The sequence below is a fragment of the Burkholderia oklahomensis C6786 genome (genome assembly GCF_000959365.1).
Classification (GTDB): Bacteria; Pseudomonadota; Gammaproteobacteria; order Burkholderiales; family Burkholderiaceae; genus Burkholderia; species Burkholderia oklahomensis.
The window spans coordinates 432,420-459,152 of the sequence record NZ_CP009555.1; the positions used below are offsets into that span (position 1 = coordinate 432,420).

Sequence of the window (26,733 nt, forward strand, 5' to 3'; positions counted from 1 at the left end):
TATTCACGGTTGGTGCAATCGTCCTAACCTCGAAAATAAATTGCAACAGAATATTTCAAATTGAACTTCGGATTACGAGGTTCCCCTAATATCACACACAACAACCTTTCAATTTAGAAAGCAATTGGTTCTGCGCAGATGCATGTTTGCGTCGCCGATACCACACGCATAAGAAGGAATCCTCAATGAATCGCCCAAAAAGCATGCTCGTCGCCAATATCGCCTGGGCCAGCGAGACGTCCGAACGCTCGCCCGACTTCTTCGACGCGCTGTCTCGCGGACAAAACCCGCGCGTGCTGTGGATCGGCTGCGCCGACAGCCGCGTGCCGGCCGAAACCATCACGCAGAGTGCGCCTGGCGAACTATTCGTTCACCGAAACATTGCGAACATCTTCCAGCCCGACGACGACAACTGCGCGAGCGTGCTCGAGTACGCAGTGCGGGTGCTGAAGGTCGATCACGTGATCGTCTGCGGGCACTACGGCTGCGGCGGCGTGCGCGCGTCGCTGCTGCCGCCCTCGCCCGAGCTGCCGCACGTGAGCCGCCGGATCGCGCCGCTGTGCGCGCTCGCCGGCCGCCATCGCGTGGAGCTCGACGGCGTACCGCCCGACCAGGCCGCCGACCGGCTCGCCGAGCTCAACGTGCTCGAGCAGGTCCGCCTGCTGCGCAGCTCGCCGATCATCCGCGACGCCGATCCCGCGCCGCTCGTGCATGGCTGGATCTTCTCGCTCGCCGACGGACGGCTCAAAGAGCTCGCGTCCGGCTACGCGGCCGCCGAGCCGGCGCCGCAAGCCGAACGCGCAGTAGCCGCGACCGCCTGACCGGCCGGCGCCGCCGCGCCGCATTCCGCCTCAACCCGTTTTTTTCCGTTCACTATGAAGAATCTACGCGCTTCCTTTTCCACGTTTCCGCGCGACTTCGTGGCCGGCACCGTCGTGTTCCTCGTCGCGCTGCCGCTCTGCCTCGGAATCGCCAACGCATCCGGCGTCGAGCCGTTCGCCGGCCTCGTGTCCGGCATCGTCGGCGGTCTCATCGTCGCCGTGCTGAGCGGCTCGCCGCTGTCCGTCAGCGGTCCCGCCGCGGGCCTCGTCGTGATCATCGTCGACGGCATCGCGCAGCTCGGCAGCTTCCAGGCGTTCCTGCTCGCCGTGCTGCTGTCGGGCGTCATCCAGTTCGGCCTCGGTCTCCTGAAGGCGGGCCGGTTCGCCGCATACGTGCCTTCGCCCGTGATCAAAGGAATGCTCGCCGCAATCGGCATCCTGCTCATCGTCAAGCAGATGCCGTTCGCGCTCGGCCTCGGCGGCGACGGCGACGCGCCGGGCCACGCGGTGCTCGCATCGAGCGTGATCGCGCTCGCGTCGCTCGCGCTCCTCGCCGTCTGGGAGACCCGCGCGATGCGCCGCTTCGCGTTCGTACGCCTCGTGCCCGCGCCGCTCGCCGTCGTGCTGCTCGGCATCGGCGCCACGTTCGCGCTCGGCTTCGTCGCGCCGCATTTCGCGCCGCCCGCCGAGCACCGGGTCGCGCTGCCCGAGCTCGCGTCGTTCGCCGCGCTCGGCAACGCGCTCAAGACCGCCGACCTCGGCCCGAACCTCGCGCACCTGCTGAACCCCGACGTGTGGCGCATCGCGATCACGCTCGCCGTCGTCGGGAGTCTCGAGACGCTGCTGAGCCTCGAAGCGGTCGAGCAGATCGATCCGAAGCGCCGTCCGACCCAGCCGAACCGCGAACTGAAGGCGCAAGGCGTCGGCAATCTCGTCGCGGGCGCGATCGGCGGCCTGCCGATCACGTCGGTGATCGTGCGCAGCTCGGTCAACGTGAACGCAGGCGCGCAGAGCCGGATGTCGGCGATCGTGCACGGCGTGATGCTCGTCGTCAGCGTGTTCGCGCTCACCGGGCTCCTGAACCTGATTCCGCTCGCAAGCCTCGCGGCGATCCTGATTCACACGGGCTTCAAGCTCGCGAAACCGGCGCTCTTCACGTCGGTCGCGAAACAAGGCCCCGGCGCGTTCCTGCCGTTCGCGGTGACGATCGCGGGCGTGCTCGCGATCGACCTCCTCGCCGGCATCGCGCTCGGCCTCGCCTGCTGCGTGCTGGCCGTCGCGTGCGCGAACCTGCGCAGCCCGGCGACGCTCGCGCAGCACGACGACCACTATCTGCTGTCGTTCCGCAAGGACGTGTCGTTCCTCGGCAAGGTCCAGATCAAGCACTATCTCGCGCAGATCCCGGACCGCGCGGTCGTCATCATCGACGCGACCCGCGCCGACTACATCGACCACGACGTGCGCGAAATGCTCGATGCGTTCGTCGCGGAGGCGCCGCGGCGCGAGATCACGGTCGATTACCGGCGCCAGGTCCAGCACGCGCGCGGCCGCGGCATCCGCTGGTTCTTCCGCAGCCCGACGGCGCAGTGAGCGCGTGAGCCGGCGTGCGCCGGCTCGCCGTGCCGTCAAAAAAACGACGCCCCGCGAGGCCATCGGCCCGCGGGGCGTCGTTCATTCGGAACGCGGCGGCGATGCCGCCCGCGCACGCACGGCGCGTGTTACGCGCGCTGCGGATTCAGCTTGTCGGCGTTCGAGTACAGCTTGTTCAGCGCGGCGATGTACGCCTTGGCCGATGCGGCGACGATGTCCGGATCGGTGCCGACGCCGTTGACGATCCGCCCGCTCCTCGCCAGACGCACCGTCACTTCGCCCTGCGCCTGCGTCCCCGTCGTGATCGCGTTGACCGAATACAGCAGCAGCTCGGCGCCGCTGCCCACTTCGGTCTCGATCGCGTTGAACGTCGCGTCGACGGGGCCGTTGCCGCTCGCCTCGCCCGCCACTTCGCCGCCGTCGACGGCGAACACGACCTTCGCCTGCGGCCGCTCGCCCGTCTCCGAGCGCTGCGACAGCGACACGAACTTGTAGTGCTCATGCTCGTGCGCGAGCGCCGATTCCTCTTCGGTCACGATCGCGATGATGTCTTCGTCGAATATCTCGGCCTTGCGGTCGGCGAGATCCTTGAAGCGCGCGAACGCGGCGTTCAGCTCGGCTTCGCTGTCGAGCGCGATGCCGAGTTCCTGCAGGCGCTGCTTGAACGCGTTGCGGCCCGACAGCTTGCCGAGCACGATCTTGTTCGCGGTCCAGCCCACGTCTTCCGCGCGCATGATCTCGTACGTATCGCGCGCCTTCAGCACGCCGTCCTGGTGGATGCCCGATGCGTGCGCGAACGCGTTCGCGCCGACGACCGCCTTGTTCGGCTGCACGACGAAGCCGGTGATCTGCGACACGAGCTTCGACGCCGGCACGATCTGCGTCGTGTCGATGCCGAGATCGAGGCCGAAATAGTCCCTGCGGGTCTTCACGGCCATCACGATCTCTTCGAGCGACGTGTTGCCCGCGCGCTCGCCGAGGCCGTTGATCGTGCATTCGACCTGGCGCGCGCCGCCGATCTTCACGCCGGCGAGCGAGTTCGCGACCGCCATCCCCAGATCGTTGTGACAATGCACCGAGAAGATCGCCTTGTCCGAGTTCGGGATGCGCTCGCGCAGCGTCTTCACGAGGTTGCCGTACAGCTCCGGCACGCCGTAGCCGACCGTATCCGCGATGTTGATCGTCGTCGCGCCCTCGGCGATCACGGCTTCGAGCACGCGGCAGAGGAAGTCCAAGTCCGAGCGGCTGCCATCTTCCGGCGAGAACTCGATGTTGTCGGTGAACTTGCGCGCGAAGCGCACCGCGAGGCGCGCCTGCTCGAACACCTGGTCCGGCGTCATCCGCAGCTTCTTTTCCATGTGCAGCGGCGACGTCGCGATGAACGTATGGATCCGGAAGCTGTTCGCGGGCTTCAGCGCATCGGCCGCGCGCTGGATGTCCTTGTCGTTCGCGCGGGCGAGCGAGCAGATCGTGCTGTCCTTCACTTGCGACGCGATCGTGTGGATCGCGTCGAAGTCGCCGTTCGAGCTGGCCGCGAAGCCGGCTTCGATCACGTCGACCTTCATGCGCTCGAGCTGCTTCGCGATGCGGATTTTCTCTTCCTTCGTCATCGACGCACCGGGCGATTGTTCGCCGTCGCGCAACGTCGTGTCGAATATGATCAGCTTGTCTGTCATGGGGACTCCAGGTGTCGAATGGGGAAACACACGTGATGAAGCTCGCGCCACCGCAGGCGACGCTAGACAACAGACGAAGCTCGACGGAGGGCGAAAACGGTCAGCGCGGCAGGCGCGCTAGCGCTAGCGCGCGTAGCGGCGCACCGGCTAGAAGAAGGGAGAGGCGGGAAAATGCGGTCATGCCGACGAATATAGCGGCATTCCCGGCCGCGCGCAATCGGCAGCTTCTCGGGGCACGAACGCCGCGCCGCACGGCATCCGGGCAAGAAAAACGGCGGCCACGCGGGCCGCCGTCTTCGGTGCGCCCGGCGCGAGCCGGACTCGATTCGACGTCGCGCCAGGCCAGCAGGGCCCGTCAGTGCTCCCGCTGCGACGAGCGCGCCGGATTGGCCCGGCCGCGCACGGCCATATAGGCCCAGAACACGTAGCCGGACAGCCCGTACAGCACGAAGAGGCAGAACAGCATCAGCGGCGGATCGGACGACACGAGCACGAACGCGACGACGACGAGCAGGATCGCCGCGAACGGCACCCGATGCCTGACGTCGAGCGCCTTGCCGCTGTAGAACGGCGCGTTCGACACCATCGTCACGCCCGCGTAGACCGTCAGCACGAACGCGACCCACGGCAGCCAGCCGAGCTTCATCGGCACGCGGTTGTCGGTCGCGAGCCACACGAAGCCCGCGATCAGCGCCGCGGCGGCCGGGCTCGGCAGGCCCTGGAAAAAGCGCTTGTCGACGACGCCGATGTTCGTGTTGAAGCGCGCGAGGCGCAGCGCGGCGCCCGAGCAGTAGATGAACGCGGCGAGCCAGCCCCAGCGGCCCAGATCCTTCAGCACCCACTCGTACATCACGAGCGCGGGCGCGACGCCGAACGACACCATGTCCGACAGGCTGTCGAACTGCTCGCCGAACGCGCTTTGCGTGTGCGTCATCCGCGCGACGCGTCCGTCCATCCCGTCGAGCACCATTGCGGCGAAGATCGCGATCGCGGCGGTCTCGAAGCGCACGTTCATCGCCTGCACGACCGCGAAGAAGCCGCAGAAGAGCGCGGCCGTCGTGAACGCGTTCGGCAGCAGGTAGATGCCGCGCGTCCTCAGGAACCGCTGGCGCGCGGCGCGCCGGCTCTCGACGGGCGCGACGTCCTGCGCGACCGATTTGTTGTGACGAAACGAGCGCGGCCACGGAGCATTGCCGTTGCGCGGCCGGCGCGGTTTGAAAGCGGCCATCGATACGTTTTCCCGATTACTGTTGTTCGGGCAGTTCGGCGAGGATCGTCGACGATGCGGACACCTTCTCGCCGATCGACACGCGGGCGCGGCTGCCCTTCGGCAGATACACGTCGACGCGCGACCCGAAGCGGATGAAGCCGTAGCGCTGGCCGCGCGACACGGGCTCGCCCGTGCGCACGTAGCAGAGGATCCGGCGGGCGACGAGGCCCGCGATCTGCACGGCCGTCACGGTCTGGCCGGTCGCCGTCTGGATCACGACCGCGTTGCGCTCGTTCTCGGCCGACGCCTTGTCGAGCGCGGCGTTCAGGAACGCGCCCGGAAAATACTCGACCTTCTGCACCGCGCCGTCGACGGGCGAGCGCTGCGAGTGGACATTGAACACGTTCATGAACACGCTGATCTTCAGCGCTTCGCGATTCGCATACGGATCCTGCGCCATTTCGACCGCGACGATGCGGCCGTCGGCCGGGCACAGCACCGCGTTCGCCTGCGTGGGGATCGCGCGCGGCGGATCGCGGAAGAACTGAACCACGAAGACGAGCAGCAGCCAGAACGGCCATGCGAGGCCGAACCCGCCGATGGCATGGATCAGCAGCGTGACGACGGCTACGATCGCGATGAACGGCCAGCCTTCGCGCGCGATGATCGGATGAGGATAGTTCATGGTTCGTTCTTCGTTGAATTGCAAAGCCCGTAGGATAGCAAAAGCCGCCCTCGGCTCCGGTGCCTTCGGGCGGCTTTTTGATGCCGACCCTCGATTCGAGGGCCGGATGAGACGCGCAGCTTAGTTCTTCGACTGGTCGACGAGCTTGTTCTTCGCGATCCACGGCATCATCGCGCGCAGCTTCGCGCCGACCTGCTCGATCTGGTGCTCGGCCGTCAGGCGGCGGCGCGATTGCAGCGTCGGTGCGCCCGCCTTGTTCTCGAGGATGAAGCTCTTCGCGTATTCGCCCGTCTGGATGTCCTTCAGGCACTGCTTCATCGCCTTCTTCGTCTCTTCGGTGACGACGCGCGGGCCCGTCACGTACTCGCCGTACTCGGCGTTGTTCGAGATCGAGTAGTTCATGTTCGCGATGCCGCCTTCGTAGATCAGGTCGACGATCAGCTTCAGCTCGTGCAGGCACTCGAAGTACGCCATTTCCGGCGCGTAGCCCGCTTCGACCAGCGTCTCGAAACCGGCCTTGATCAGCTCGACGGTGCCGCCGCACAGCACGGCCTGCTCGCCGAACAGGTCGGTTTCCGTCTCTTCACGGAAATTGGTTTCGATGATGCCGGCGCGGCCGCCGCCGTTCGCCGCCGCATACGACAGCGCGATGTCGCGCGCCGCACCCGACTTGTCCTGCGCGACCGCGATCAGGTGCGGCACGCCGCCGCCCTGCGCGTACGTGCCGCGCACCGTGTGGCCCGGCGCCTTCGGCGCGATCATGATGACGTCCAGATCCGCGCGCGGGATCACCTGGCCGTAGTGGACGTTGAAGCCGTGCGCGAACGCGAGCGTCGCGCCCTGCTTGATGTTCGCGTGCACTTCCTGCGCGTAGACGGCGGCGATCTGCTCGTCGGGCAGCAGCATCATCACGACGTCCGCGCCCTTCACGGCTTCGGCCACTTCCTTGACCGCGAGGCCGGCGTTCTCGGCCTTGCTCCACGACGCGCCACCCTTGCGCAGGCCGACCGTCACGTTCACGCCGCTGTCCTTCAGGTTCAGCGCGTGCGCATGGCCTTGCGAGCCGTAACCGATGATCGTGACTTGCTTGCCCTTGATGAGGGAGAGGTCGGCGTCCTTGTCGTAGAAAACTTTCATGATTGTTCCTTCGCTGATTCAGTGAATTTCGTTAGTGAGACCGGGCCCTGACGGCGCACCCGGCTCGTTCGGCGCGGCGGCGTCAGACCTTCAGAATGCGCTCGCCTCGACCGATGCCCGAGCTGCCGGTGCGCACGGTCTCGAGAATCGAGCCCGCGTCCAGCGCCTGAATGAATGCGTCGAGCTTGTCGCTCGCACCCGTCAATTCGATCGTGTAGGTCTTCTCGGTCACGTCGATGATACGGCCGCGGAAAATGTCCGCCATCCGCTTCATTTCTTCGCGCTCCTTGCCCACTGCCCTCACCTTGATGAGCATCAGCTCCCGTTCGATGTGTGCACCGTCGGTCAGGTCCACCACTTTCACCACCTCGATCAGGCGGTTCAGATGCTTCGTGATCTGTTCGATCACGTCGTCGGAGCCGATGGAAACGATGGTCAGGCGCGACAGCGACTGGTCTTCGGTCGGCGCCACCGTCAAGGTTTCGATGTTGTAGCCGCGTGCCGAGAACAGACCGACGACGCGCGACAACGCGCCCGGTTCGTTTTCCAGCAGGACGGAAATGATGTGTCTCATGTTCGCTTCTTCCAGAATTATCCCGTGTCGATTGCGTATCGCAGCGCACCGCCGCGTGCCGCGCCGCCCTTCGTGAAGGCGGCCGCCCGCGGGCTCGGGCGCGCATCGCGCCTTTACAGATCTTCCGATCCGAGCAGCATCTCGGTGATGCCCTTGCCGGCCTGAACCATCGGCCAGACGTTCTCGGTCGGGTCGGTCTGGAAGTCGAGAAACACGGTGCGGTCCTTCAGGCGCAGCGCTTCCTTCAGCGCCGGCTCGACGTCCGCGGATTTTTCGATGCGCATGCCGACGTGGCCGTACGCCTCGGCGAGCTTCACGAAATCGGGCAGCGCATCCATGTACGAATGCGAATAGCGCTTGCTGTATTCGATCTGCTGCCACTGGCGGACCATGCCGAGGTAGCGGTTGTTCAGCGAAATGATCTTCACCGGGGTGTCGTACTGCTTGCAGGTCGACAGCTCCTGGATGCACATCTGGATCGAGCCTTCGCCCGTGATGCAGAGCACGTCGTCGTCGGGGTGCGCCATCTTGACGCCCATCGCCGCCGGCAGGCCGAAGCCCATCGTGCCGAGGCCGCCCGAATTGATCCAGCGGCGCGGCTTGTTGAAGCGGTAGAACTGCGCGACCCACATCTGGTGCTGGCCGACGTCCGAGCAGACGAACGCGTTGCCGTCCGTCAGCTCCCACGCCTTCTCGACCACGTACTGCGGCTTGATGATCTCGCTTTCGCGGTCGTACTTCAGGCAGTCCTTCGCGCGCCAGCTCTCGATGTCCTTCCACCATTGCGCGAGCGCTTCGGTGTCCGGGCCATGCTCGGCCGTCTGCAGCTGCTCGATCAGATCCTTCAGCACTTCCTTCACGTCGCCGACGATCGGGATGTCGACCTTCACGCGCTTGCTGATCGACGACGGATCGATGTCGATATGGATGATCTTGCGGGGACGCGACGCGAAGTGGCCCGGATCGCCGATCACGCGGTCGTCGAAGCGTGCGCCGATCGCGATCAGCACGTCGCAGTGCTGCATCGCCATGTTGGCTTCGTACGTGCCGTGCATGCCGAGCATGCCGAGGAACTTCTTGTCCGACGCGCGGTAGCCGCCCAGGCCCATCAGCGTGTTCGTGACGGGATAGCCGAGCAGGTCGGCGAACTGGTTCAGCTCGCGCGACGCGTCGGCGAGGATGATGCCGCCGCCCGTGTAGATGTACGGACGCTTCGCGGACAGCAGCAGCGACACCGCCTTGCGGATCTGCCCCGAGTGGCCTTTCGTGACCGGGTTGTACGAGCGCAGCGACACGTTCTTGACGGGCTCGTACTCGCACGGCGTCTTCGATATGTCCTTCGGGATGTCGATGAGGACCGGGCCGGGCCGGCCGGTGCGCGCGATGTAGAACGCCTTCTTGACGGTTTCCGCGAGTTCGCGCACGTCCTTCACGAGGAAGTTGTGCTTCACGCACGGACGCGTGATGCCGACGGTGTCGCACTCCTGGAACGCATCCTGGCCGATCGCCGCGGTCGGCACCTGGCCGCTGATCACGACGAGCGGGATCGAATCCATGTACGCGGTGGCGATGCCCGTCACCGCATTCGTGACGCCCGGGCCGGACGTGACGAGACACACGCCGACTTTGCCCGTCGAGCGCGAGTACGCGTCCGCGGCGTGCACGGCCGCCTGCTCGTGGCGCACGAGCACGTGCTGAATTTTGTCTTGCTTGTACAGCTCGTCGTAGATGTAGAGGACCGAGCCGCCAGGGTAGCCCCAGATGAATTCGACGTTCTCGTCGGCCAGTGCCTTCATGAGCACGGTGGCGCCGATGGAGCCGGTTTTCTGAGGGGAAAGGGATTCCGACGTGGAGAATTCCGCGCTGGGCATGTTCATCGTTGACCTTTCGAATTTTCGGCAAAAAATTGATCGGGTGCTCTCTGCTGGGCTTGTGGCTCAGGTTCAAGCGGCGCGTCCAGTTGAAAGGCGGGCTTCTTGGGCCAGCCTCAAATGTGACCATCACTTATGTTGCGAACTGGCAACGATAGCGGGTCCCTGACAGGCGGTCAAGCGGAAAATCCCGCGGCGCATCAATCCTCCCGGCGAAGCGGCCGCGAACGCCGCGCCGAGGCCGGCGGCGAACCGCCGCGCACGCCCGTTTCGACGGCTTGGCAGCCCGATCAGGATGCCGTCGACGGCGAAATTTGTTAGCATCCGCGGGTTTTACGAATTTTTTCCGATCTTTTCACGCCGCAAGAACGCAGCGCAGACCTTCACGGAATGGCATCAGACAAGGAACTCGCGGACTTTCTGGCGGGCGTCGAAAGGCGCGCGTTCAAGCAGGCTGCTTACGCGGTGCGCGACGACGACGCGTCGCTCGACATCGTGCAGGATGCGATGATCCGACTCGCAGAGAAATACGGCGACCGCCCGGCCGCCGAGCTGCCGCTGCTCTTTCAGCGGATACTTCAGAACGCGATTCACGACTATTTCCGCAGACAAAAGGTGCGCAACACCTGGGTCAGCCTGTTCTCGTCGCTGAACAACACCGACGACGATGAGTTCGACCCGCTGGAGACGCTCGAATCGGCGGACGGCGGCGGCGTCGAGAGCAGCGAGACGCGGCTCGAGCGCGAGCAGGTGCTCGCCCTCATCGACGACGAAATCCAGAAGCTTCCGGCGCGTCAACGAGAAGCCTTCCTGATGCGTTATTGGGAGGATATGGATGTCGCCGAGACAGCCGCCGCCATGGGCTGCTCGGAGGGCAGCGTCAAGACGCACTGCTCCCGAGCCACTCACGCACTGGCGGCCGCGCTCAAGGCCAAAGGAATCACGCTATGAGCTCCGCTCCCGCAACGAAAGAAGAAACCGATTTCGCCTTCAAGGTGCGTCGCGCGCTCGACGAGCGCGCGACCGCGCTGCCCGCCGCGACGACGGAGCGGCTCGCCGCCGCGCGCCGCGCCGCGATCGCCCGCAAGAAGCCCGACGCCGCGATCGTGCTCGTGCCGGCGCTCGCCGGCAGCGCCGGCACGCTCGAGCTGCGCCCGTCGGCCGAACCGCGCCGCAAGTCGCTCGCGCGCCGGCTGGTCCGCGCGTGGCCGCTCGCGCTGCTGCTCGCGGGGCTCGTCGGCATCGCGTACTGGGAAGACATGCAGCGCACGGCCGAGCTCGCGGACATCGACGCGGCGATGCTGAGCGACAACCTGCCGCTCACCGCGTATCTCGACCACGGGTTCAACGCGTATCTGTCGCACACTCACTAACGCCAACGCATCAAGAAGAGGAACGCACGGGTGAGTCAAAAACGGGGATTGGCTGTCTTTTTCGGTTGCGTGATCGCGCTCATCGTCGCGTACGCCGCCACCTACCCGCGCTTTCACCCACAACCGGCCGCGGTGGCGGCCGCGAGCGCACCGGCGGTCGCGTCGGCCGCGATCACCCTCACGACCGACTTCCCGGCGCTGCCGCCGTCGAGCCCGCTGTCCTGGGCGCGCCTCACGCCGCCGCAGCGCGTCGCGCTCGCGCCGTTCGCCAACCAATGGGATTCGTTCAGCGACGAACGCAAGCGCAAATGGCTGAAGATCGCGGCACGCTTCCCGAAGATGTCGCCCGAAGCGCAAAAGCGCCTGCAGGAGCGGATGACCGAATGGGTCCGCATGACGCCCGAGCAGCGCCGCGTCGCGCGCGAGAACTACCTGGTGTCGAAGGATCTGTCCGCGCAGGCTCGCGAGAAGGCCTGGAAGGCTTACCAGCAGCTGTCGCCCGAGCAGAAGGAGAAGCTCGCCGCGGCCGAGCGCCGGCGCCGGCCGACCGTCGTCAGCGCGCCGCCCACCGGCAAGACCGACCGCGACGTCAACCGGCTCGTCAACGCGCACGACCGTCATCCGGCGAGCGCGCCCGCCGCTAGCATCGCGCCGCCCGCCGCCGGAGCGCCCGCCGCGGCGCCCGCTCCTGCATCGACGACGACGGGCGCCGTCACGCCGGCCGTGCCCACGCCCGTCTCGCCGTCCGAGGCGCCGTCGCTCTTCAACGGTTCGTAAGCGGCCGTGACGGCGCCCGCGATTCCGTCCGAGCCGGCGCCGCCGCCGAGCGTGCGCCGCCGGCTCGCCGCCCTCGTCTACGAAAGCCTGCTGCTGTTCGGCGTCGTGTTCTTCGCCGGCCTCGCGTTCGGCGTGACGCTCCAGCAGCGCAACGGCCTCGCCCATCACAATCTGCTCGCCGCGTGGATCGCGATCGTCGTCGGCGCCTACTTCGTCTGGTTCTGGACGCACGGCGGCCAGACGCTGCCGATGAAGACCTGGCGGCTGCGCATCGAGACCGCGCGCGGCACGCCGCTGTCGGTCGGCCGGGCGCTCGTCCGCTACGCGCTCGGCTGGCTGTGGTTCCTGCCGCCCCTCGCGCTGCACCCGCTCGCGGGCTTTTCCGTGCCGCGCACGCTCGCGGCCGCGGCCGTCTGGTTCGCGCTGTGGGCGCTCGCCGCGCGGCTGCACCCGAGCCGCCAGTTCCCGCACGATCGCCTCGCCGGCACCCGCATCGTCGGCGCGCCCCGCCACGGCTGATTCCCCGTAATAAGAACGTCTCGTGACTGTCACGGCATAGTCACGCCCGCATGGCGCAATGCCGATAACATCAATCGGCGCGAGTCATGCATGGGCAAAAAAACGTCCGCGACCTCCTTCTTTCGTGATCCTGCCGGCCTGCACGCCGCCAGCGCCTTCCTGTCCGGCTCCGCAGCGAGCGAAGTGCTCGCGCCGGCCCGTCCGCCCGCCGCGAGCGCCACGCGGCACGACGACCACGAGCCGGCCTCGCACCGCTACCGGACCATCTGGCTGTCGGACATCCACCTCGGCACGAGCGGCTGCCAGGCCGGCTACCTGCTCGACTTCCTCAAGCACAACGAATCGGAATACCTGTACCTCGTCGGCGACATCATCGACGGCTGGCAGCTCAGAAAGGGCTGGTACTGGCCGCAGGCGCACAACGACGTCGTCCAGAAGATCCTGCGCAAGGCGCGCAAAGGCACGCAGGTCGTGTACATCCCCGGCAACCACGACGAAGCCGCGCGCCAGTTCTGCGATCTCGCGTTCGGCGAGATCCACGTGCGCGGCGAGGCGTTCCATACGACGCTGTCGGGCAAACGTTTGTGGGTCGTTCACGGCGACCTGTTCGACGGTGTGATCCAGCACGCGAAGTGGCTCGCCTATCTCGGCGACACGCTGTACACGCTGATCCTCGTGCTGAACCGCTGGTTCAACCGGATCCGCAGCCGCTTCGGCTTCCAGTACTGGTCGCTGTCGCAATACCTGAAGCACCAGGTGAAGAACGCCGTGAACTTCATCTCGTCGTTCGAAGCGGTGATGACCGACGAGGCGCGTCGCCGCGGCTGCGACGGCGTCGTCTGCGGCCACATCCACAAGGCCGAGATCCGCGACATCGACGGGGTGCTCTATTGCAACGACGGCGACTGGGTCGAGAGCCTGTCCGCGCTCGTCGAGACGATGGAGGGCGAACTGAAGGTCGTCTACTGGACCGTGCTGCACACGCCGCCCGCCGCGCAATCGCGCAAGACGAAAGCCGCCACCGCCTGACCCCCGAAAGGACTGCCTGCGATGAAAATCATGATCGTCACCGATGCGTGGGAGCCGCAAGTCAACGGCGTCGTGCGCACGCTGAAGAGCACCGCGCGCGAGCTCGTCGCGCTCGGCCACCGCGTCGAGCTCGTCACGCCGCTCGAGTTCCGCACGGTCCCGTGCCCGACCTATCCCGAAATCCGCCTGTCGATCCTGCCGTACCGGCGGCTGCGCGAACGCCTGAACGCGTTCGCGCCGGACGCGCTGCACATCGCGACGGAAGGCCCGCTCGGCCTCGCCGCGCGCCGCTACGCCCGCGCGCGCCGGCTGCCGTTCACGACCGCGTATCACACGCGCTTTCCGGAGTACGTGCAGGCGCGCTTCGGCGTTCCGCTGTCCGCGACCTACCGCTTCCTGCGCTGGTTCCACGGCGCGTCGCTCGCGGTGATGGCGCCGACGCCCGTCGTCAAGAGCGACCTCGAGCAATACGGTTTCGACAATGTCGTGCTGTGGACGCGCGGCGTCGATCTCGACATCTTCCGGCCGATGGAGTCGAAGGTGCTCAACACCGTGCGGCCGATCTTCCTGTATGTCGGCCGCGTCGCGATCGAGAAGAACGTCGAGGCGTTCCTGAAGCTCGACCTGCCCGGCTCGAAGTGGGTCGCGGGCGAAGGGCCCGCGCTCGCCGAGCTCAAATCGCGCTATCCTGAGGCCAATTACCTCGGCGTGCTGACTCAGGCGGAGCTCGCCAAGGTTTACGCCGCCGCCGACGTGTTCGTGTTCCCGAGCCGCACCGACACCTTCGGGCTCGTGCTGCTCGAGGCGCTCGCGTGCGGCACGCCCGTCGCCGCGTATCCGGTCACCGGGCCCGTCGACGTGCTCGCCGACGGCGGCGCGGGTGCGATGAACGACGACCTGCGCGAAGCGTGCCTCGAGGCGCTGAAGATCGACCGGCGGCATGCGCGCGCATGGGCGGAGCGCTACTCGTGGCTCGCGGCGTCCGAGCAGTTCGCGTCGCACCTGAAGCCGCTGCCGAAAACCGCCTGTCCACACACCGAAGGCGCAGCCGTTTGAAACCAGCCATGCGCGCGAAAGCGCCCCCGACCCATTCGCCGCGGAGGCCGGCCGCACGTGCGGCCGCCGCGCATCCCGTCCACGTTCCGTTCTCTCCGTCTGAAACGCCCGAGCCGCACGAGCCGCTCGGCCCGGACGATCCGCTCGCGCTGCCGCACAATCCGTACAAGGGCAATCGCGGCCTGATGCGCGCATGGCATGCGCTCAAGAACTCATACAACGGCTTTCGCGTCGCGATCCGCGAAGAAAGCGCGTTCCGCCAGGAGCTGACGCTCGCGGCGATCATGCTGCCGATCGCGGCGTTCGTGCCCGTCGAGCCGGCGTCGCGCGCGCTCCTCATCGGCACCGTGCTGCTCGTGCTGATCGTCGAGCTGCTGAACTCGAGCGTCGAGACGGCGATCGACCGGATCTCGCTCGAACGCCACGAGCTGTCGAAGCGCGCGAAGGATCTCGGCAGCGCGGCCGTCACGGTCGCGCTCTGCGCGTGCCTGACGACCTGGGGCCTCATACTCGGCCCGCTCGTCTGGCACCGGCTCGCCGGCTAGGCGCATCGCGGCGGCCGGCGGCCGACCGGTCCCCGCCGAGACTCGCGCCGCCTCGACCCGCCTCTTGTGTGCGACGCAGCACCGCCGGGTATGCACCGATGACGAAATACGCCGGACGTGCAAGGTAGCGGTTTATAATCGGCCGACAGCCTTCAAAACAGCAACCCGAGCCGGACTACGATTCACGCAGCAACATTGGCAGCGCCCGCCAGTCCGGCAAACACAGGGCCGGACGACATGGAAGCGAAACCTCCCCGCCGCACGCGCGAACGGATTCTTGAGTTGTCGTTGAAACTCTTCAACGAGATCGGCGAGCCGAACGTCACGACAACGACGATCGCCGAGGAAATGGAAATCAGCCCAGGCAACCTGTACTACCATTTCCGCAACAAAGACGACATCATCAACAGCATCTTCGCGCAGTTCGAACAGCAGATCGAACGGCGCCTGCGTTTTCCCGAAGATCATCGGCCGACGATCGACGAAACGTGGTCGTACCTGCAGTACATGGCCGACTTCATGTGGACCTATCGATTCCTCTATCGCGACCTGAACGATCTGCTCGCGCGCAACCGCACGCTCGAGACGCACTTCAAGCAGATCATCAGCCACAAGGTGCGCTTCGCGCGCGAGATGTGCGAGCTGCTCGCGGCCGACGGCGAGCTCGTCGCGACGCCCGCCGAGATCGAGGTGATCGCGACCAACATGGCCGTGATCGCCACCTACTGGCTGTCGTATCAATACGTGATGCACCCGCGCAAGTACAACGACCAGGACGCGATCCGCGAAGAGCTGCACCAGGTCAGCATGCACGTGATCTCGGTGATCGCGCCGTATCTGCGCGGCCGCTCGCGGCAGATCTTCGACGATCTCGTGTCCGGCAAGCTGCCGAAGCGCGAGTTCCACGACTACCTGCCGCCGCGCGACGGTTCGCCGCGCAAGGATACGAAGCAATGAAGGCCGTCTGCGTCTATTGCGGTTCGGCGCACGGCGTCAAGCCCGTCTACACGGAAGCCGCGCGCGCATTCGGCCGCGCGCTCGCGCAGTCCGGCCTCACGCTCGTCTACGGCGGCGGGCGCGTCGGCCTGATGGGCGTGATCGCCGACGAAGTGCTCGCCGCGGGCGGGCACGCGATCGGCGTCATCACGGAGCTGCTCGTCGACAAGGAAGTCGGCCACACCGGCTTGACCGAGCTGCACGTCGTGCCCGACATGCATCATCGGAAGAAGATGATGGCCGAGCTCGCCGACGCATTCGTCGCGATGCCGGGCGGCGCGGGCACGCTCGAAGAGTTTTTCGAGGTCTATACGTGGGCGCAGCTCGGCTATCACCGCAAGCCCGTCGCGCTCTACAACGTCGACGCGTTCTACGAACCGCTCATCACGCTCCTCAGGCACACGGTCGACGAAGGCTTCATGCAGCGCACGTACTTCGATGCGCTGTGCATCGACGCAGCGCCCGACGCGCTCATCGATCAGCTCGCCCAGTATCGTCCGCCCGCGCGCGACAAATGGACGTTCCTGTCCGAGCAGGAAGCCTGAGCCGGCGCAATGCATCGCGGGCGCGCGCCGCGATCCGGCGCGCCGCCTCGCACCGCTTTCGCTGATGCCCGCTCCGCGCTCCGCGCGCCGGTCTCGTCTCTCGCGCCGACCGGCCGCGCCGCGCAATCGCCTCGCAGTGTCCGCTCGGTCTCCGTTTTCCCGCCGTTCCCCTTTTCCGCCCGAATGCGCGTTCCGCCCGGGCCGAGGTTCAAGCGATGACGAATACGCCGCCCAAAGTCGTCCTCATCACCGGCGCGAGCCGCGGCATCGGCCGCGCGACCGCGCTGCTCGCCGCTGCGCGCGGCTGGTCGGTCGGCGTCAATTACGCGCGCGACGCGAACGCCGCCGAAGCGACCGCCGATGCGGTGCGCGCCGCGGGCGGGCAAGCGTGCGTCGTGCGCGGCGACGTCGCGAACGACGCCGACGTGACCGGCATGTTCGATGCGGTGCAGTCCGCATTCGGCCGACTCGACGCGCTCGTCAACAACGCGGGGATCGTCGCGCCGTCGCTGCCGCTCGCCGACATGGACGTCGCGCGCCTGAAGCGCGTGTTCGACACCAACGTGCTCGGCGCGTATCTGTGCGCGCGCGAGGCCGCGCGGCGGCTGTCGACCGATCGCGGCGGCGCGGGCGGCGCGATCGTCAACGTGTCGTCGATCGCCGCGCGGCTCGGCTCGCCGAACGAATACGTCGACTATGCAGGCTCGAAGGGCGCGGTCGACACGCTGACGCTCGGCCTCGCGAAAGAACTCGGCCCGCACGGCGTGCGTGTGAACGCGGTGCGCCCGGGCCTCATCGCAACCGAGATCCATGCGAGCGGCGGCCAGCCCGGCCGCGCCGAGCGGCTCGGCGCACAGACGCCGCTCGGCCGCGCAGGCGAAGCCGACGAGGTAGCCGAAGCGATCGTCTGGCTGCTGAGCGACGCGGCGTCGTACGTGACGGGCGCACTGCTCGACGTCGGCGGCGGGCGCTGAAGCCCGCGCACGCCGCGTCTTCGATCTCGTCGAGCGGCGAGCGCCAAACGGCGAGGCCATCTCCGTTCATTCGGGCTTCGAACGATTTCGCGCCCTCGCCTGCACGTTCGGGCCGCCGACCGTCGTTTTTTCACATCGGTCGCCGCACAATGCGGGCCTGACACGACCTGCAACGCGAGCGCCTGCCGTGCCGGCCACACAAAACTTCACAATTCTCCGCAATCTTTAGCGTTTCATAACAATTTTCGTAAACGTTCGTAATAGTCTCGTGGTCTACTAACGACCATCGCGACGTACGCCGTCGCACGCCCGTCATCCGCCACCTCGCGGTCACGAAATCGGCCAAACCCACGCAGCCTGGCCGGCACATACGAAGAGATCACCCAGATGCAGGGAAATGCAACGCCCGGCGGCCGGCACGCGCCTGCGCCCGGCTCGGCGCATCACGTCCGCCCATCGGAAGCCAATTCACCGACATCGTCCGCCGCGACGCTCGCCGTCCCCGCATCGAGCGCTGCGGGCGCAGCAGGCGGCCGTGCCGCCGATGCGCGCGAGGCGTCCGTTGCCCGCGCGCCGCTCGCCGGGCTGCGCGCATGGCTCGTCGCCGCGGCCGTGCTGTGCGCGTACCTGCTGCCGGGCGCCCTCGGCCACGATCCGTGGAAGCAGGACGAGACCTACACGTTCGGCATCATCCAGCACATGCTCGAGAGCGGCGATTTCGTCGTGCCGACCAACGCGGGGCAGCCGTTCCTCGAAAAGCCGCCGTTGTACGACTGGGTCGCCACCGGCCTCGCATGGCTCTTTTCCCGCTACTTGCCGCTGCACGACGCAGCACGGCTCGCGAGCGCCCTCTTCGCCGCGCTCGCGTTCGGCTTCGCCGCGCGCGCCGCGCGCATCGCGACCGGCGCGACGCGCTGGCTCGAGCTGCCGGTGATCGGCACCGTCGCGCTATACGCGGGCTCGCTCATCGTCATCAAGCATTCGCACGATCTGATGACCGACGTCGCGTTGATGGCGGGCACGGCGATGGGATTTTGCGGACTGCTCGAGCTCGTGATCCGGCACGCCGGCGGCGCGAACGGCGCCATCCCGACGCACCGCGCGCCCGCGAACCGCTTCGCGGCGCCGCTCTTCGGCTTGGGCGTCGGCATCGCGCTGATGTCGAAGGGGCTGTTCGTGCCGCTCGTGTTCGGCGCGACGGTTGCCGCGACGCTCGTCCTCTACCCGGCCTGCCGCAGCCGCGCGTTCCTCCGTTCGCTCGCCGTCGCCGCGCTCGTGTGCGCGCCGTTCGCGCTGATCTGGCCGACCGCGTTGTTCCTGCGCTCGGAATCGCTGTTCCTCGTCTGGTTCTGGGAAAACAACGTCGGCCGCTTCTTCGGCTTCTCGGTGCCGACGCTCGGCGCCGAAAACGACAAGCCGCTCTTCATCTGGCGCGCACTGCTGACGGTCGGCTTCCCGGTCGCCCCGCTCGCGCTCGTCGCGCTCGCGCGCGGCCTCTGGCGAGAGTGGCGCGCGCCGCGCGTCGCGCTGCCGCTCGCGTTCGCGGGCATCGGGATGGTCGTGCTGCACATTTCCGCGACGTCGCGGCAACTGTACGTCCTGCCGTTCATCGCGCCGCTCGCGCTCGTCGCCGCGCAGGCGATCCCGCGCCTGCCGCAGCGGCTGCACACCGCGTGGGACTATGCGAGCCGGCTGCTGTTCGGCGCGGTCGCGGCGCTCGCGTGGATCGTCTGGTCGCTGATGTCCGATCACAACGGCCCGCGCGCCGGACTGCAATGGCTCGGCCGCTGGCTGCCGCTCGACTGGACGATGCCGATCGAGCCCGCGCTCGTACTGTCGGCGCTCGCGATCACGATCGGCTGGGTCGGCCTGCTGCCGTCGCTGCGGCTCGCGGGCAAATGGCGCGGTGCGCTGTCGTGGGCGATGGGCGCGCTCGTCGCGTGGGGGCTCGTCTACACGCTGCTGCTGCCGTGGCTCGACGTCGCGAAGAGCTATCGTTCGGTGTTCGAAGATCTGAACCGCCGGCTCGCGCTCGAGTGGAACGACGGCGACTGCATGGCGAGCGTCGATCTCGGCGAGTCGGAAGCGCCGATGCTCTATTACTTCTCGGGCATCCGGCACCAGCCCGTCGCGCTGCCGGATACAAGCGCATGCACGTGGCTCATCGTGCAAGGCACGCGCGCGAGCCCGCCCGCGCTCGGCGGCGAATGGAAGCCGTTCTGGTCCGGCGCGCGCCCGGGCGACGAGCAGGAAATGCTGCGCGTCTACGTTCGCACGCCGACGCCGCCCGCCGCGCACCGCCTCAATCCGTAATGCCGCGGTGCGCGGCGCCGTCGCCGCGCACCGTCTCTCCCCCAATTTGCGCGGCGCCCGCCGTGTCCTATGCTGTTCCGGTTCGCGCCGTCCGTGCGTCGCGCCCGGCCGTGCCCGCATCTGCCGGCCCGGTACGGGAATTGCTCCGCCCAACGGTCGGCTCCTTCCTGCGCTTGCCCAACCGGACGGTCCCATGCAACTCCGCACACTCCGCTACTTCCAGGAACTCGCGCACTGCGCGTCGTTGCGCAAGGCGTCCGAGCGGCTGCACGTCGCGCCGACCGCGATCAGCCGGCAGATCGAGCAACTGGAGCACCATTTTGGCGCGCTTCTGCTCGAACGCGGACCGCGCGGCATTCGCTTGACCGCCGAAGGCGAATTCCTCGCCGAGCGCATCGACACGGTGCTGCGCGAGCTCGACGAAGTGAAGACGCTGATCTCGGAGCGGCGCAATCTCGAAGCCGGCTCGGTTTCGGTCTATGCGTCGGAGGGGATCGTGTCCGGACTGCTCGCCCCCGTCCTCGCCGACTTCACGCGGCGCTATCCGCGCATCCGCTTCGACATCGCCGTCGCGAGCGCGCAGCACACGCTCGACGCGCTCTGCCAGGGCCGCGCGGACCTCGGCGTCGGCTTCTATCTGCCGCATCGGGCGGACGTCGAAATACTCGAAACCGTCGATTTATCGCATCGCGTGCTGGTGCCGTCGACGCATCCGCTGAGCACACGGGCGAGCGTCACGCTCGCGGAGCTCGTCGACCAGCCGCTCGCGATTCCCGATGCGGCGTTCGGCGTGCGGCAGGCGCTCGAGCGGATCGCGAAGCGCTGCGGCGTGACGCTCAAGCCGCTCTTCACGACCTGCTCGCTCGAAACGCAGAAGGCGCTCGCGCGGCAGGGCGCGGCGCTGCTGATCCTGCCGTGCTTCGCGATGCGCGACGCGAACGGCGCCGCGCCGGCCGACGATACCGGCCTGCATGCGGTGCCGATCGCCGACACGGAGCTGCGACAGGTGAGCGTCGAGCTTTGCGTGTACCGGTATCGGCCGCGGTCGATCGCCGTGAACAAGTGCATCGAGATGCTGAAGGCCGCGATGGCGCGGCAGCGGCGCGCGGCGGCGGATGATGAGGAAGGCTAAGGGTTTGGCCTGGGGCTTTGCGTCGCGTCGATTCGCTCCAGGCGATCCGATCGCGCGGGAACGCTTGGATGGATTCGAGCCGTTCGCGCCGTGCCGGAAGCGTCTTCACGGCCATTCGCCGCGCGCCGTCGCGAGAGCTGGCGCTAGGTGCCGCCGGCTGCGCCGAGCAGCCGTGCGCTGAGCGTCGCCCCGCGTCCGCTTGATCGCTCAGGCTGCAATCGGCTGCGCGGTGCGCGGCTTCCGGCCGCGGTACGCGCAACCCTCCCCGCCATCGCCATCGCCATCGCCATCGCCAACATCAGAATCGCACAATCAATCCCGTGCCCGCCGCGAGCTGCGTCATCCCGGGCGCAGGCGTCGTCGTGTAGTTATTGACGCCGAAGTCGCTGCCGCCGCCGTTGATCGTGTAGCCTGCCGTCACGTAAACCGTCGTGCGCTTCGACAGCCAATACAGCACCGACGCATTGACGAGCGTCGGCCGCCCGCCGCTGTCCTTGAACACGTAGCGGCCGCCTTCGACGATCAGCTTCAACGCCGGCGTCGGCATGTACTGTCCCGCCGCCCAGTAGATATCGCCGTTCGGCGACGCCTGCAGCGAGCCGCGCACCGTCACGACGCCGCCCGACACCGTGAAGCGGTCGAACGCGTAGCGCACGACGACGCTCGCGCGACGGTCGGCGGCACCCGAGCGGTCGAGCGCGTCGCTGACGGTACCCCGCACCTCCTCGTAGCCGGCGCGCGCCCAGAACTCGCCATGCTTGTATTCGACGGCGACGCCCCAGTAGCGGCCCGCGTCCTCATTGCCCGGCAGTTGCTGGCCGAAGCCGTACATCGCCTCGACGTTCACGCCCGCGAGATCCGGCGACACATACTTGATCGAGTTGTCGAGCCGCACCGTCGCGGGCGGGATCATGTTCAGCGAGAAGATCGAATAGTTGTTGAAGAGCGTCGGCTCGTACAGCACCGTCTTGTCGTACTGGACGCTGTACTGCCGGCCGAACGTCAGCGATCCGAAACGATCGCTCGTCAACCCGACGAGCGCGGTCCGGTTGAACAGCGTACCCGCCGCCGCGAATGCACCGCTGCTGAGCGAAAAGCCGTTCTCGAGCTGAAAGATCGCGCGATAGCCTCCGCCGAGATCCTCGCTGCCGCGCAGCCCGAAGCGCGACGGATACGACGTGTTCGCGTTGTTCGACGAGAACGCGCCGTCGCCTGAGGCGCTCGCGTGCGTCTTGTACTGGATGCCGGCGTCGAGCAGGCCGTAAAGCGTCACCGAGCTCTGCGCGGACGCGGCCGCACCGCAGCCGAATCCGACGCAAAGCGCCGCGTAGCGCCCGGCGCGCGCGAATCCATCGAGTCGTCGATATTTCATTTGGATTCCTATATGACTGGAAGCAATCGGGAATGGAGAACGATGGATTGCGTGCTAGCGCGCGGCGCGCCGGGCCGGCCAGGTCTCGACGGCGAGCCAGCCCGCCGCGATGCAGATCGCATTCGCGACGAGCAGGTAGCCCGTCGGCGCCATCGGATTGCCGGTGCTGCCGATGAGCCAGGCGACGATGCTTTGCGCGGTGCCGCCGAACAGCGACACCGCGACCGCGTAGACGATCGAGAATCCGGTCGAGCGCACCCGCGGCGGGAAGCTCTCTGCGATCAGCACGATGAGCGCCGCGCCGCTCATGCCGTGCAGGCCGGACAGCACGGTCAGCGTGACGAGGAAGACGGCAGGCGTCGGATGCGACACGATCAGCTGCAGCGCCGGGAAGATCAGCAGCAACAGCAGCACGCGCGGCCAGATCAGGACCGCGCGGCGTCCGAAGCGATCCGACAAGCTGCCGCCGACGAGCGAGCACACGGCGAGCGCCGCGCCTGTCGCGAGCGTCGCGAGCATCGCGACGCCGCCCGGCAGATGCAGTTCGGTCAGCGCGAACGTCGTCATGTAGTTGAGGAAGTACTGCGTGATCGTGCTGCCGAGCAGGATCATCAGGCCGATCGCGATCGGCCGCCGATGCCGCGCGCTCAGCTCGCGCAGGATCTCGCGCGTCGAGCCGTACGCGCCGTGCACATCGATCGTGTCGGACAGCCGGCGGCGGATGTAGATGCCGATCGGCAGCACCAGGAGGCCGAACACGAACGGCACGCGCCAGCCCCATGCATACAGGTCGGCCTCGGACAGCAAGACCGTCAGCACATAGCCCGCGAGCCCCGCCGCGACCGCCGCGAAACCCTGCGTCGCGACCTGCCAGCACGCATATGCGCCGCGCCTGTCGGGCGGCGCCGCCTCGAGGATGTAGGTCGTCGCGGGCCCTGCTTCGCCGCCCCACGCGAGCCCCTGGATCAGCCGCGTGACGACGAGCAGGATCGGCGCCGCGATGCCGATCGTCTCGTACCCCGGCAGCACGGCGATCGCGCCCGTGCCGACCGCCATCATCACGAGCGTCAGCATCATCGCGGGCTTGCGGCCCGCGCGGTCCGCGTACGCGCCGATCACGAGCGCGCCGAACGGCCGCACGACGAAGCCGAGCCCGAACACGGACACCGACAGCAGCAGGCTCACGAACGCGCTCTTCGTCGGGAAGAACGTGTGGCCGATCATCACCGCGAAAGTCGCGTAGGTGCCGAAGTCGAAGAACTCGACCGCGTTGCCGAGCGCGACCGCCGCGACGTTGCGGCGCGCGTCGGCGCGCGTCGCGGCCGTGCCGGTCTCGGCAGGCGTCGGCCGATAGGCGGGTTCAAGCAGGTCTTCCATGGCGAGTCCTCGATCGAAGCGACGACGATACCGGCCGCCGGCGCGGCGCACGCGGCGTCCGCCCGCCGGGCTGGATGCGGTGTCAGGGTGGCAAGCGAAAAACCGTCGGAAAGCGCAGGGCGCGCCAACGCGCGTGCGCGGCGGCGTCAGTGAGGCGGCGCCGGCCAGCGCGGCATCTCGCCGCGCCAGTTCTCGTACGCCTTGCCGAGCTGCAGCACGAGGCGGTCGGCAAAGCGCGGTCCGACGATCTGCAGGCCGATCGGCATCCCGTTGCGCGCGAAGCCGCAGTTGATCGACAGTGCCGGCTGCTCGCCCATGTTCCACGGAACCGTGAACGCGATGTGCTCGAACGGCTGCGCCGGGTCATGGGTCGGCCCCGCCCACTCGGCCGGGAAGCCGGCGACGACGTTGGTGGGCGACAGCACCGCGTCGACCGACTGGAACAGCCGCGCGGCGGCCGCGCGCATCTCGAACGTCGCGCCGAAGCCGCGCACCGCGTCGACGCCGGACACCGACGCGCCCCGCCCCGCCCACGCGAGGATGTACGGCAGGATGCGCTCGCGCGCCGCGTCGGGCAGGCGTTCGAGGTCGGCCCACAGCCGCGCCTGCCAGAAACGGTCGAGGCCGTCGAGCATCCCGCGCGACAGAACCGGCGGCGCCGCGACGATCCGCGCGCCGTGCGCGGCGAAGCACTCGGCTGCCGCCTCGACCGCGGCGACGATCTCCGGCGCCGGCGCGATCCCGCAGCCGGCGTCGAGCATCAGGCCGACCCGCATCCCCTTCACGTCGGCGGGCGCGATCGACCAGTCGATCGTCTCGGGCGGCAGGCTCGTCGCGTCGCGCCAGTCCGGGCGCGACAGGAAGCGCATCAGCAGCGCGGCGTCATCGAGCGTGCGCGTCATCGGCCCCGCGCAGCGGCCCGTGTAGTACGGATCGATCGAAATCCGCCCGTTCGACGGCTTGAAGCCGACGATCCCGCACCAGCCGGCCGGCAGCCGGATCGACCCGCCGATGTCGGTGCCGACGTGCAGCGGCCCGTAGCCCGCCGCCGCCGCCGCCGCCGCGCCGCTGCTCGAGCCGCCCGGATTGAGATCGAGCCGCCACGGGTTGCGCGTGATGCCGTACAGGCTCGACAGTCCCGACGACAGCATCGCGTAATCGGGCACCGTCGTCTTGCCGATCACGACCGCGCCCGCCTCGCGCAGCCGCATCGCGGCGGGCGCGTCGACGGTCGCGGGCGGCGCGTCGGCGGCCGCCGCCGAGCCTTGCGCGACCGGATCGCCCCGCGTCGCGATCAGCTCCTTGATCGTCACCGGCACGCCGTCGATCTCGCTCAACGGCGCGCCCGCCGCCCAGCGGCGCGTCGACGCGAGCGCCTGCTCGCGCACGCGCGCCGGATCGAAGCGGCACAGCGCGTTCAGATGCGGCTCCCAACGGTCGATATGGTCGAGCAGCGCGTCCGCGTAATCGGCGGGCGTCACGCTGCGGGTCTTGAACAGCTCGGCAAGCGAGCAGGCGGTCAGGTCGAGCAGCTCGGGCATGGGTTCGGCCTCGCAAGGTTGGAGACGGGCGGCCAGGCCGGCTTCGGCGGCCGCCCCTCGTCGATGGAACTCACGATAGCAACGCAAAAACTGTGACGGATAGCGCGATTTATATCGAACGGCGCACACATTTTTCGAGCACTCGCGACGGCCCGCGGCACACGCGAAAACGCCGTGCGAGCGCGCCGAGCGCATGCCCGGAGCAAGTCGTGCGGGCACGGCCGGGCATCCTCAGAACGACGAGCCGGGCTCCTTCAGGAACGCGATTTCCTCGTCGGTCGACGGCCGGCCGAGGATCGCGTTCCGATGCGGGAAGCGCCCGAAGCGCTCGATCACGGCCGCATGGCGCAGCGCGTAGTCGTGGTAGCCGGCGCAACCCGCCTCGTCCTTGATCCGCGCGCAGAGGCGCACCGCTTCGCGCTGGCTGTCGGGCGACTCGTCGTGCTCGAACGGCAGATACGCGAACGCGCGGTGATGGCCCGTCGGCAGCGCGCGGTCGCCGCCCGACGCGACGAGCGCCTTCGCGTGCGCGAGCGCCGCGCGATCGGCCGCGAACGCGAGCGGCGTGCGACGGTGGATGTTGCGCGAGAACTGGTCGAGCACGACGATGAGCGCGAGCGCGCCGAGCGGCGTGCGCGTCCAAGCGTCGAGCTCGCCCGCCGTCGCCGCGTCGACGAGCGCGCCGAACCGCTCGCGCAATTGCGCGTCGAGCGCCGGGCCGCCGCTGAACCATATCTTGCGCGCCGTGCCGAACGACGGATCGTCGGGCGCGCCGAACCAGAAGTCGAGCACGTCGCGCGCGCGCGGGTCGAGCGCCGCGTAATCGCGAGCGGCGGCTTCATGCGCGCCGCCTTGCGCGTGCGGCGCCGTCATGCGAGCGCCAGCACGAGGCGGCGCGTGCGCGCGCTCTTCTTTTCGAGCTTCGCGACGCGCAGCCCGCCGATCTCCGCCGTGTTGCGCACGTGCGTGCCGCCGCACGGCTGCAGGTCGATGCCGCCGATCCGCAGCAGCCGCACGCGCCCGAGCCCCATCGGCGGCTTCACGCTCATCGTCCGCACGAGGTCCGGACGCTCGGCCATCTCGTCGTCGGTGATCCACTCGGTCGTCACCGGATGCGCGCCGCCGACGAGCTCGGCCAGGCGCGCGTCGACGAACGCGCGGTCGATCGGCTCGACCGTCGCGAAGTCGATCCGCGCGTAGTCGGCGGTCACGCTGCAGCCGTCGACCGGATACGGCAGCACCGCGCACAGCAGATGGCTCGCCGTGTGCAGCCGCATCCGGCGGTGGCGCGGCGTCCAGTCGATCTCGGCGACGACCGCGTCGCCCGGCTTCACGCCCGCCGCGAGCGCCTCCTGGCCCGGCGCGAGCACGTGCACCGCGTCGTCGGGCGTCGCGCCTTCGAACTTGGCCTTGCGCGTGTCGGCGACGGCGAGCGTCGCGCCGCCCGGCAGCGTCAGCATGCCGCTGTCGCCCGCCTGGCCGCCGCCGAGCGGATAGAACACGGTTCGATCGAGGTGGATGCCGGCTTCGTCGACGGCGGTGACGACCGCGTCGCAGCGCGTCAGATAAGCGTCTTCGCGAAAAAGGGCTTGGGTGGCCATGGGGCGTCTCGGATGTCGT

The 26,733-nt window shown here is 68.0% G+C and carries 25 protein-coding genes; 14 read left to right on the forward strand and 11 right to left on the reverse strand.

Annotation, left to right across the window (positions count from 1 at the left end; translation table 11 throughout):
• The first annotated feature begins 185 nt into the window (after positions 1 to 185).
• Positions 186 to 821: a carbonic anhydrase gene (locus BG90_RS01935; RefSeq protein WP_025989736.1), complete on the forward strand. Its 636-nt coding sequence runs from the start codon at positions 186 to 188 to the stop codon at positions 819 to 821.
• Between the two features lie 54 nt (positions 822 to 875).
• Positions 876 to 2,411 (forward strand): SulP family inorganic anion transporter, encoded by a 1,536-nt coding sequence (locus tag BG90_RS01940; RefSeq protein ID WP_010114577.1) that lies wholly within the window; start codon positions 876 to 878, stop codon positions 2,409 to 2,411.
• Between the two features lie 128 nt (positions 2,412 to 2,539).
• On the opposite strand, the gene BG90_RS01945 is transcribed toward BG90_RS01940, so the two are convergent.
• The 6 genes from BG90_RS01945 to BG90_RS01970 all read right to left on the reverse strand — a co-directional run bounded on the left by BG90_RS01945 (position 2,540) and on the right by BG90_RS01970 (position 9,570).
• Entirely contained in the window at positions 2,540 to 4,087 is a 1,548-nt protein-coding gene (locus BG90_RS01945) for a 2-isopropylmalate synthase (protein ID WP_010114575.1), read from the reverse strand.
• A 355-nt stretch (positions 4,088 to 4,442) separates the two neighbouring features.
• Complete coding sequence (gene pssA / locus BG90_RS01950) at positions 4,443 to 5,315, reverse strand: CDP-diacylglycerol--serine O-phosphatidyltransferase (RefSeq protein ID WP_010102503.1); 873 nt, start codon at positions 5,313 to 5,315, stop codon at positions 4,443 to 4,445.
• A 16-nt stretch (positions 5,316 to 5,331) separates the two neighbouring features.
• Positions 5,332 to 5,982, reverse strand: a complete 651-nt coding sequence (locus BG90_RS01955; protein WP_010102501.1) for a phosphatidylserine decarboxylase — start codon at positions 5,980 to 5,982, stop codon at positions 5,332 to 5,334.
• Positions 5,983 to 6,102: 120 nt separating this feature from the next.
• Positions 6,103 to 7,119: a ketol-acid reductoisomerase gene (gene ilvC, locus BG90_RS01960; protein WP_010102500.1), complete on the reverse strand. Its 1,017-nt coding sequence runs from the start codon at positions 7,117 to 7,119 to the stop codon at positions 6,103 to 6,105.
• Between the two features lie 82 nt (positions 7,120 to 7,201).
• Entirely contained in the window at positions 7,202 to 7,693 is a 492-nt protein-coding gene (gene ilvN, locus BG90_RS01965) for an acetolactate synthase small subunit (protein ID WP_004186134.1), read from the reverse strand.
• Between the two features lie 113 nt (positions 7,694 to 7,806).
• Positions 7,807 to 9,570 carry an acetolactate synthase 3 catalytic subunit gene (locus BG90_RS01970; protein ID WP_010114573.1) on the reverse strand — a complete coding sequence of 588 codons (1,764 nt, stop codon included), beginning with the start codon at positions 9,568 to 9,570 and terminating at the stop codon, positions 7,807 to 7,809.
• Positions 9,571 to 9,954: 384 nt separating this feature from the next.
• Between BG90_RS01970 and BG90_RS01975 the strand changes: the two genes are divergently transcribed.
• The 12 genes from BG90_RS01975 (at position 9,955) to BG90_RS02030 (ending at position 20,823) form a co-directional block, all read left to right on the forward strand.
• Positions 9,955 to 10,515 carry an RNA polymerase sigma factor gene (locus BG90_RS01975; protein WP_010102495.1) on the forward strand — a complete coding sequence of 187 codons (561 nt, stop codon included), beginning with the start codon at positions 9,955 to 9,957 and terminating at the stop codon, positions 10,513 to 10,515.
• Positions 10,512 to 10,937: a DUF3619 family protein gene (locus tag BG90_RS01980; RefSeq protein ID WP_045568032.1), complete on the forward strand. Its 426-nt coding sequence runs from the start codon at positions 10,512 to 10,514 to the stop codon at positions 10,935 to 10,937. Before BG90_RS01975 ends, BG90_RS01980 begins: the two co-directional genes overlap by 4 nt.
• Positions 10,938 to 10,967: 30 nt before the next feature.
• Positions 10,968 to 11,714 carry a DUF3106 domain-containing protein gene (locus tag BG90_RS01985; RefSeq protein WP_045568033.1) on the forward strand — a complete coding sequence of 249 codons (747 nt, stop codon included), beginning with the start codon at positions 10,968 to 10,970 and terminating at the stop codon, positions 11,712 to 11,714.
• A 6-nt stretch (positions 11,715 to 11,720) separates the two neighbouring features.
• Positions 11,721 to 12,233, forward strand: a complete 513-nt coding sequence (locus tag BG90_RS01990) for an RDD family protein (protein WP_010102489.1) — start codon at positions 11,721 to 11,723, stop codon at positions 12,231 to 12,233.
• Positions 12,234 to 12,323: 90 nt separating this feature from the next.
• Positions 12,324 to 13,262: a UDP-2,3-diacylglucosamine diphosphatase gene (locus tag BG90_RS01995; RefSeq protein ID WP_010102488.1), complete on the forward strand. Its 939-nt coding sequence runs from the start codon at positions 12,324 to 12,326 to the stop codon at positions 13,260 to 13,262.
• 21 nt (positions 13,263 to 13,283) lie between these two features.
• Positions 13,284 to 14,318 (forward strand): glycosyltransferase family 4 protein, encoded by a 1,035-nt coding sequence (locus BG90_RS02000; protein ID WP_010102487.1) that lies wholly within the window; start codon positions 13,284 to 13,286, stop codon positions 14,316 to 14,318.
• Between the two features lie 8 nt (positions 14,319 to 14,326).
• Complete coding sequence (locus tag BG90_RS02005) at positions 14,327 to 14,863, forward strand: diacylglycerol kinase (protein WP_010114571.1); 537 nt, start codon at positions 14,327 to 14,329, stop codon at positions 14,861 to 14,863.
• Between the two features lie 237 nt (positions 14,864 to 15,100).
• Positions 15,101 to 15,820 carry a TetR/AcrR family transcriptional regulator gene (locus tag BG90_RS02010; protein ID WP_004203514.1) on the forward strand — a complete coding sequence of 240 codons (720 nt, stop codon included), beginning with the start codon at positions 15,101 to 15,103 and terminating at the stop codon, positions 15,818 to 15,820.
• Positions 15,817 to 16,404 (forward strand): LOG family protein, encoded by a 588-nt coding sequence (locus tag BG90_RS02015; RefSeq protein ID WP_010114570.1) that lies wholly within the window; start codon positions 15,817 to 15,819, stop codon positions 16,402 to 16,404. Before BG90_RS02010 ends, BG90_RS02015 begins: the two co-directional genes overlap by 4 nt.
• Positions 16,405 to 16,619: 215 nt before the next feature.
• A complete protein-coding gene (locus tag BG90_RS02020; protein WP_010102482.1) occupies positions 16,620 to 17,378 on the forward strand; it encodes an SDR family oxidoreductase in 759 nt (252 codons plus the stop codon).
• 387 nt (positions 17,379 to 17,765) lie between these two features.
• The gene (locus BG90_RS02025) at positions 17,766 to 19,691 is read left to right on the forward strand and encodes an ArnT family glycosyltransferase (protein WP_010114569.1); all 1,926 of its coding nucleotides are present in this window, start codon (positions 17,766 to 17,768) and stop codon (positions 19,689 to 19,691) included.
• A gap of 193 nt (positions 19,692 to 19,884) precedes the next feature.
• Entirely contained in the window at positions 19,885 to 20,823 is a 939-nt protein-coding gene (locus BG90_RS02030) for a LysR family transcriptional regulator (protein ID WP_010114568.1), read from the forward strand.
• Between the two features lie 298 nt (positions 20,824 to 21,121).
• Here BG90_RS02030 and BG90_RS02035 read toward each other — a convergent pair whose 3' ends face one another.
• From BG90_RS02035 to BG90_RS02055, 5 genes are all read right to left on the reverse strand, one after another.
• The gene (locus BG90_RS02035; RefSeq protein WP_010114567.1) at positions 21,122 to 22,195 is read right to left on the reverse strand and encodes a porin; all 1,074 of its coding nucleotides are present in this window, start codon (positions 22,193 to 22,195) and stop codon (positions 21,122 to 21,124) included.
• A gap of 54 nt (positions 22,196 to 22,249) precedes the next feature.
• Positions 22,250 to 23,572, reverse strand: coding sequence for an MFS transporter (locus BG90_RS02040; protein ID WP_010114566.1), 1,323 nt, complete (start codon positions 23,570 to 23,572; stop codon positions 22,250 to 22,252).
• A 146-nt stretch (positions 23,573 to 23,718) separates the two neighbouring features.
• Complete coding sequence (locus BG90_RS02045; RefSeq protein WP_010114565.1) at positions 23,719 to 25,113, reverse strand: amidase; 1,395 nt, start codon at positions 25,111 to 25,113, stop codon at positions 23,719 to 23,721.
• 231 nt (positions 25,114 to 25,344) lie between these two features.
• Entirely contained in the window at positions 25,345 to 25,986 is a 642-nt protein-coding gene (locus BG90_RS02050; RefSeq protein WP_010114564.1) for a DUF924 family protein, read from the reverse strand.
• Entirely contained in the window at positions 25,983 to 26,714 is a 732-nt protein-coding gene (locus tag BG90_RS02055) for an alanyl-tRNA editing protein (protein ID WP_010114563.1), read from the reverse strand. Before BG90_RS02055 ends, BG90_RS02050 begins: the two co-directional genes overlap by 4 nt.
• Positions 26,715 to 26,733: the final 19 nt, after the last annotated feature.

Bases quoted from the DNA above. Each gene is read 5' to 3' on its own strand.
- BG90_RS02050 (WP_010114564.1), bottom strand. From the start codon at position 25,986: ATGACGGCGCCGCACGCGCAAGGCGGCGCGCATGAAGCCGCCGCTCGC.
- BG90_RS01940 (WP_010114577.1), top strand. From the start codon at position 876: ATGAAGAATCTACGCGCTTCCTTTTCCACGTTTCCGCGCGACTTCGTG.
- BG90_RS02055 (WP_010114563.1), bottom strand. From the start codon at position 26,714: ATGGCCACCCAAGCCCTTTTTCGCGAAGACGCTTATCTGACGCGCTGC.
- BG90_RS02000 (WP_010102487.1), top strand. From the start codon at position 13,284: ATGAAAATCATGATCGTCACCGATGCGTGGGAGCCGCAAGTCAACGGC.
- BG90_RS01975 (WP_010102495.1), top strand. From the start codon at position 9,955: ATGGCATCAGACAAGGAACTCGCGGACTTTCTGGCGGGCGTCGAAAGG.
- BG90_RS02020 (WP_010102482.1), top strand. From the start codon at position 16,620: ATGACGAATACGCCGCCCAAAGTCGTCCTCATCACCGGCGCGAGCCGC.
- BG90_RS02005 (WP_010114571.1), top strand. From the start codon at position 14,327: ATGCGCGCGAAAGCGCCCCCGACCCATTCGCCGCGGAGGCCGGCCGCA.
- BG90_RS01955 (WP_010102501.1), bottom strand. From the start codon at position 5,982: ATGAACTATCCTCATCCGATCATCGCGCGCGAAGGCTGGCCGTTCATC.
- BG90_RS02015 (WP_010114570.1), top strand. From the start codon at position 15,817: ATGAAGGCCGTCTGCGTCTATTGCGGTTCGGCGCACGGCGTCAAGCCC.
- ilvC (WP_010102500.1), bottom strand. From the start codon at position 7,119: ATGAAAGTTTTCTACGACAAGGACGCCGACCTCTCCCTCATCAAGGGC.
- BG90_RS02035 (WP_010114567.1), bottom strand. From the start codon at position 22,195: ATGAAATATCGACGACTCGATGGATTCGCGCGCGCCGGGCGCTACGCG.
- BG90_RS01970 (WP_010114573.1), bottom strand. From the start codon at position 9,570: ATGAACATGCCCAGCGCGGAATTCTCCACGTCGGAATCCCTTTCCCCT.
- BG90_RS02030 (WP_010114568.1), top strand. From the start codon at position 19,885: ATGCAACTCCGCACACTCCGCTACTTCCAGGAACTCGCGCACTGCGCG.
- BG90_RS02025 (WP_010114569.1), top strand. From the start codon at position 17,766: ATGCAGGGAAATGCAACGCCCGGCGGCCGGCACGCGCCTGCGCCCGGC.
- BG90_RS01980 (WP_045568032.1), top strand. From the start codon at position 10,512: ATGAGCTCCGCTCCCGCAACGAAAGAAGAAACCGATTTCGCCTTCAAG.
- BG90_RS01945 (WP_010114575.1), bottom strand. From the start codon at position 4,087: ATGACAGACAAGCTGATCATATTCGACACGACGTTGCGCGACGGCGAA.
- ilvN (WP_004186134.1), bottom strand. From the start codon at position 7,693: ATGAGACACATCATTTCCGTCCTGCTGGAAAACGAACCGGGCGCGTTG.
- BG90_RS01995 (WP_010102488.1), top strand. From the start codon at position 12,324: ATGGGCAAAAAAACGTCCGCGACCTCCTTCTTTCGTGATCCTGCCGGC.
- BG90_RS01935 (WP_025989736.1), top strand. From the start codon at position 186: ATGAATCGCCCAAAAAGCATGCTCGTCGCCAATATCGCCTGGGCCAGC.
- pssA (WP_010102503.1), bottom strand. From the start codon at position 5,315: ATGGCCGCTTTCAAACCGCGCCGGCCGCGCAACGGCAATGCTCCGTGG.
- BG90_RS02010 (WP_004203514.1), top strand. From the start codon at position 15,101: ATGGAAGCGAAACCTCCCCGCCGCACGCGCGAACGGATTCTTGAGTTG.
- BG90_RS02040 (WP_010114566.1), bottom strand. From the start codon at position 23,572: ATGGAAGACCTGCTTGAACCCGCCTATCGGCCGACGCCTGCCGAGACC.
- BG90_RS02045 (WP_010114565.1), bottom strand. From the start codon at position 25,113: ATGCCCGAGCTGCTCGACCTGACCGCCTGCTCGCTTGCCGAGCTGTTC.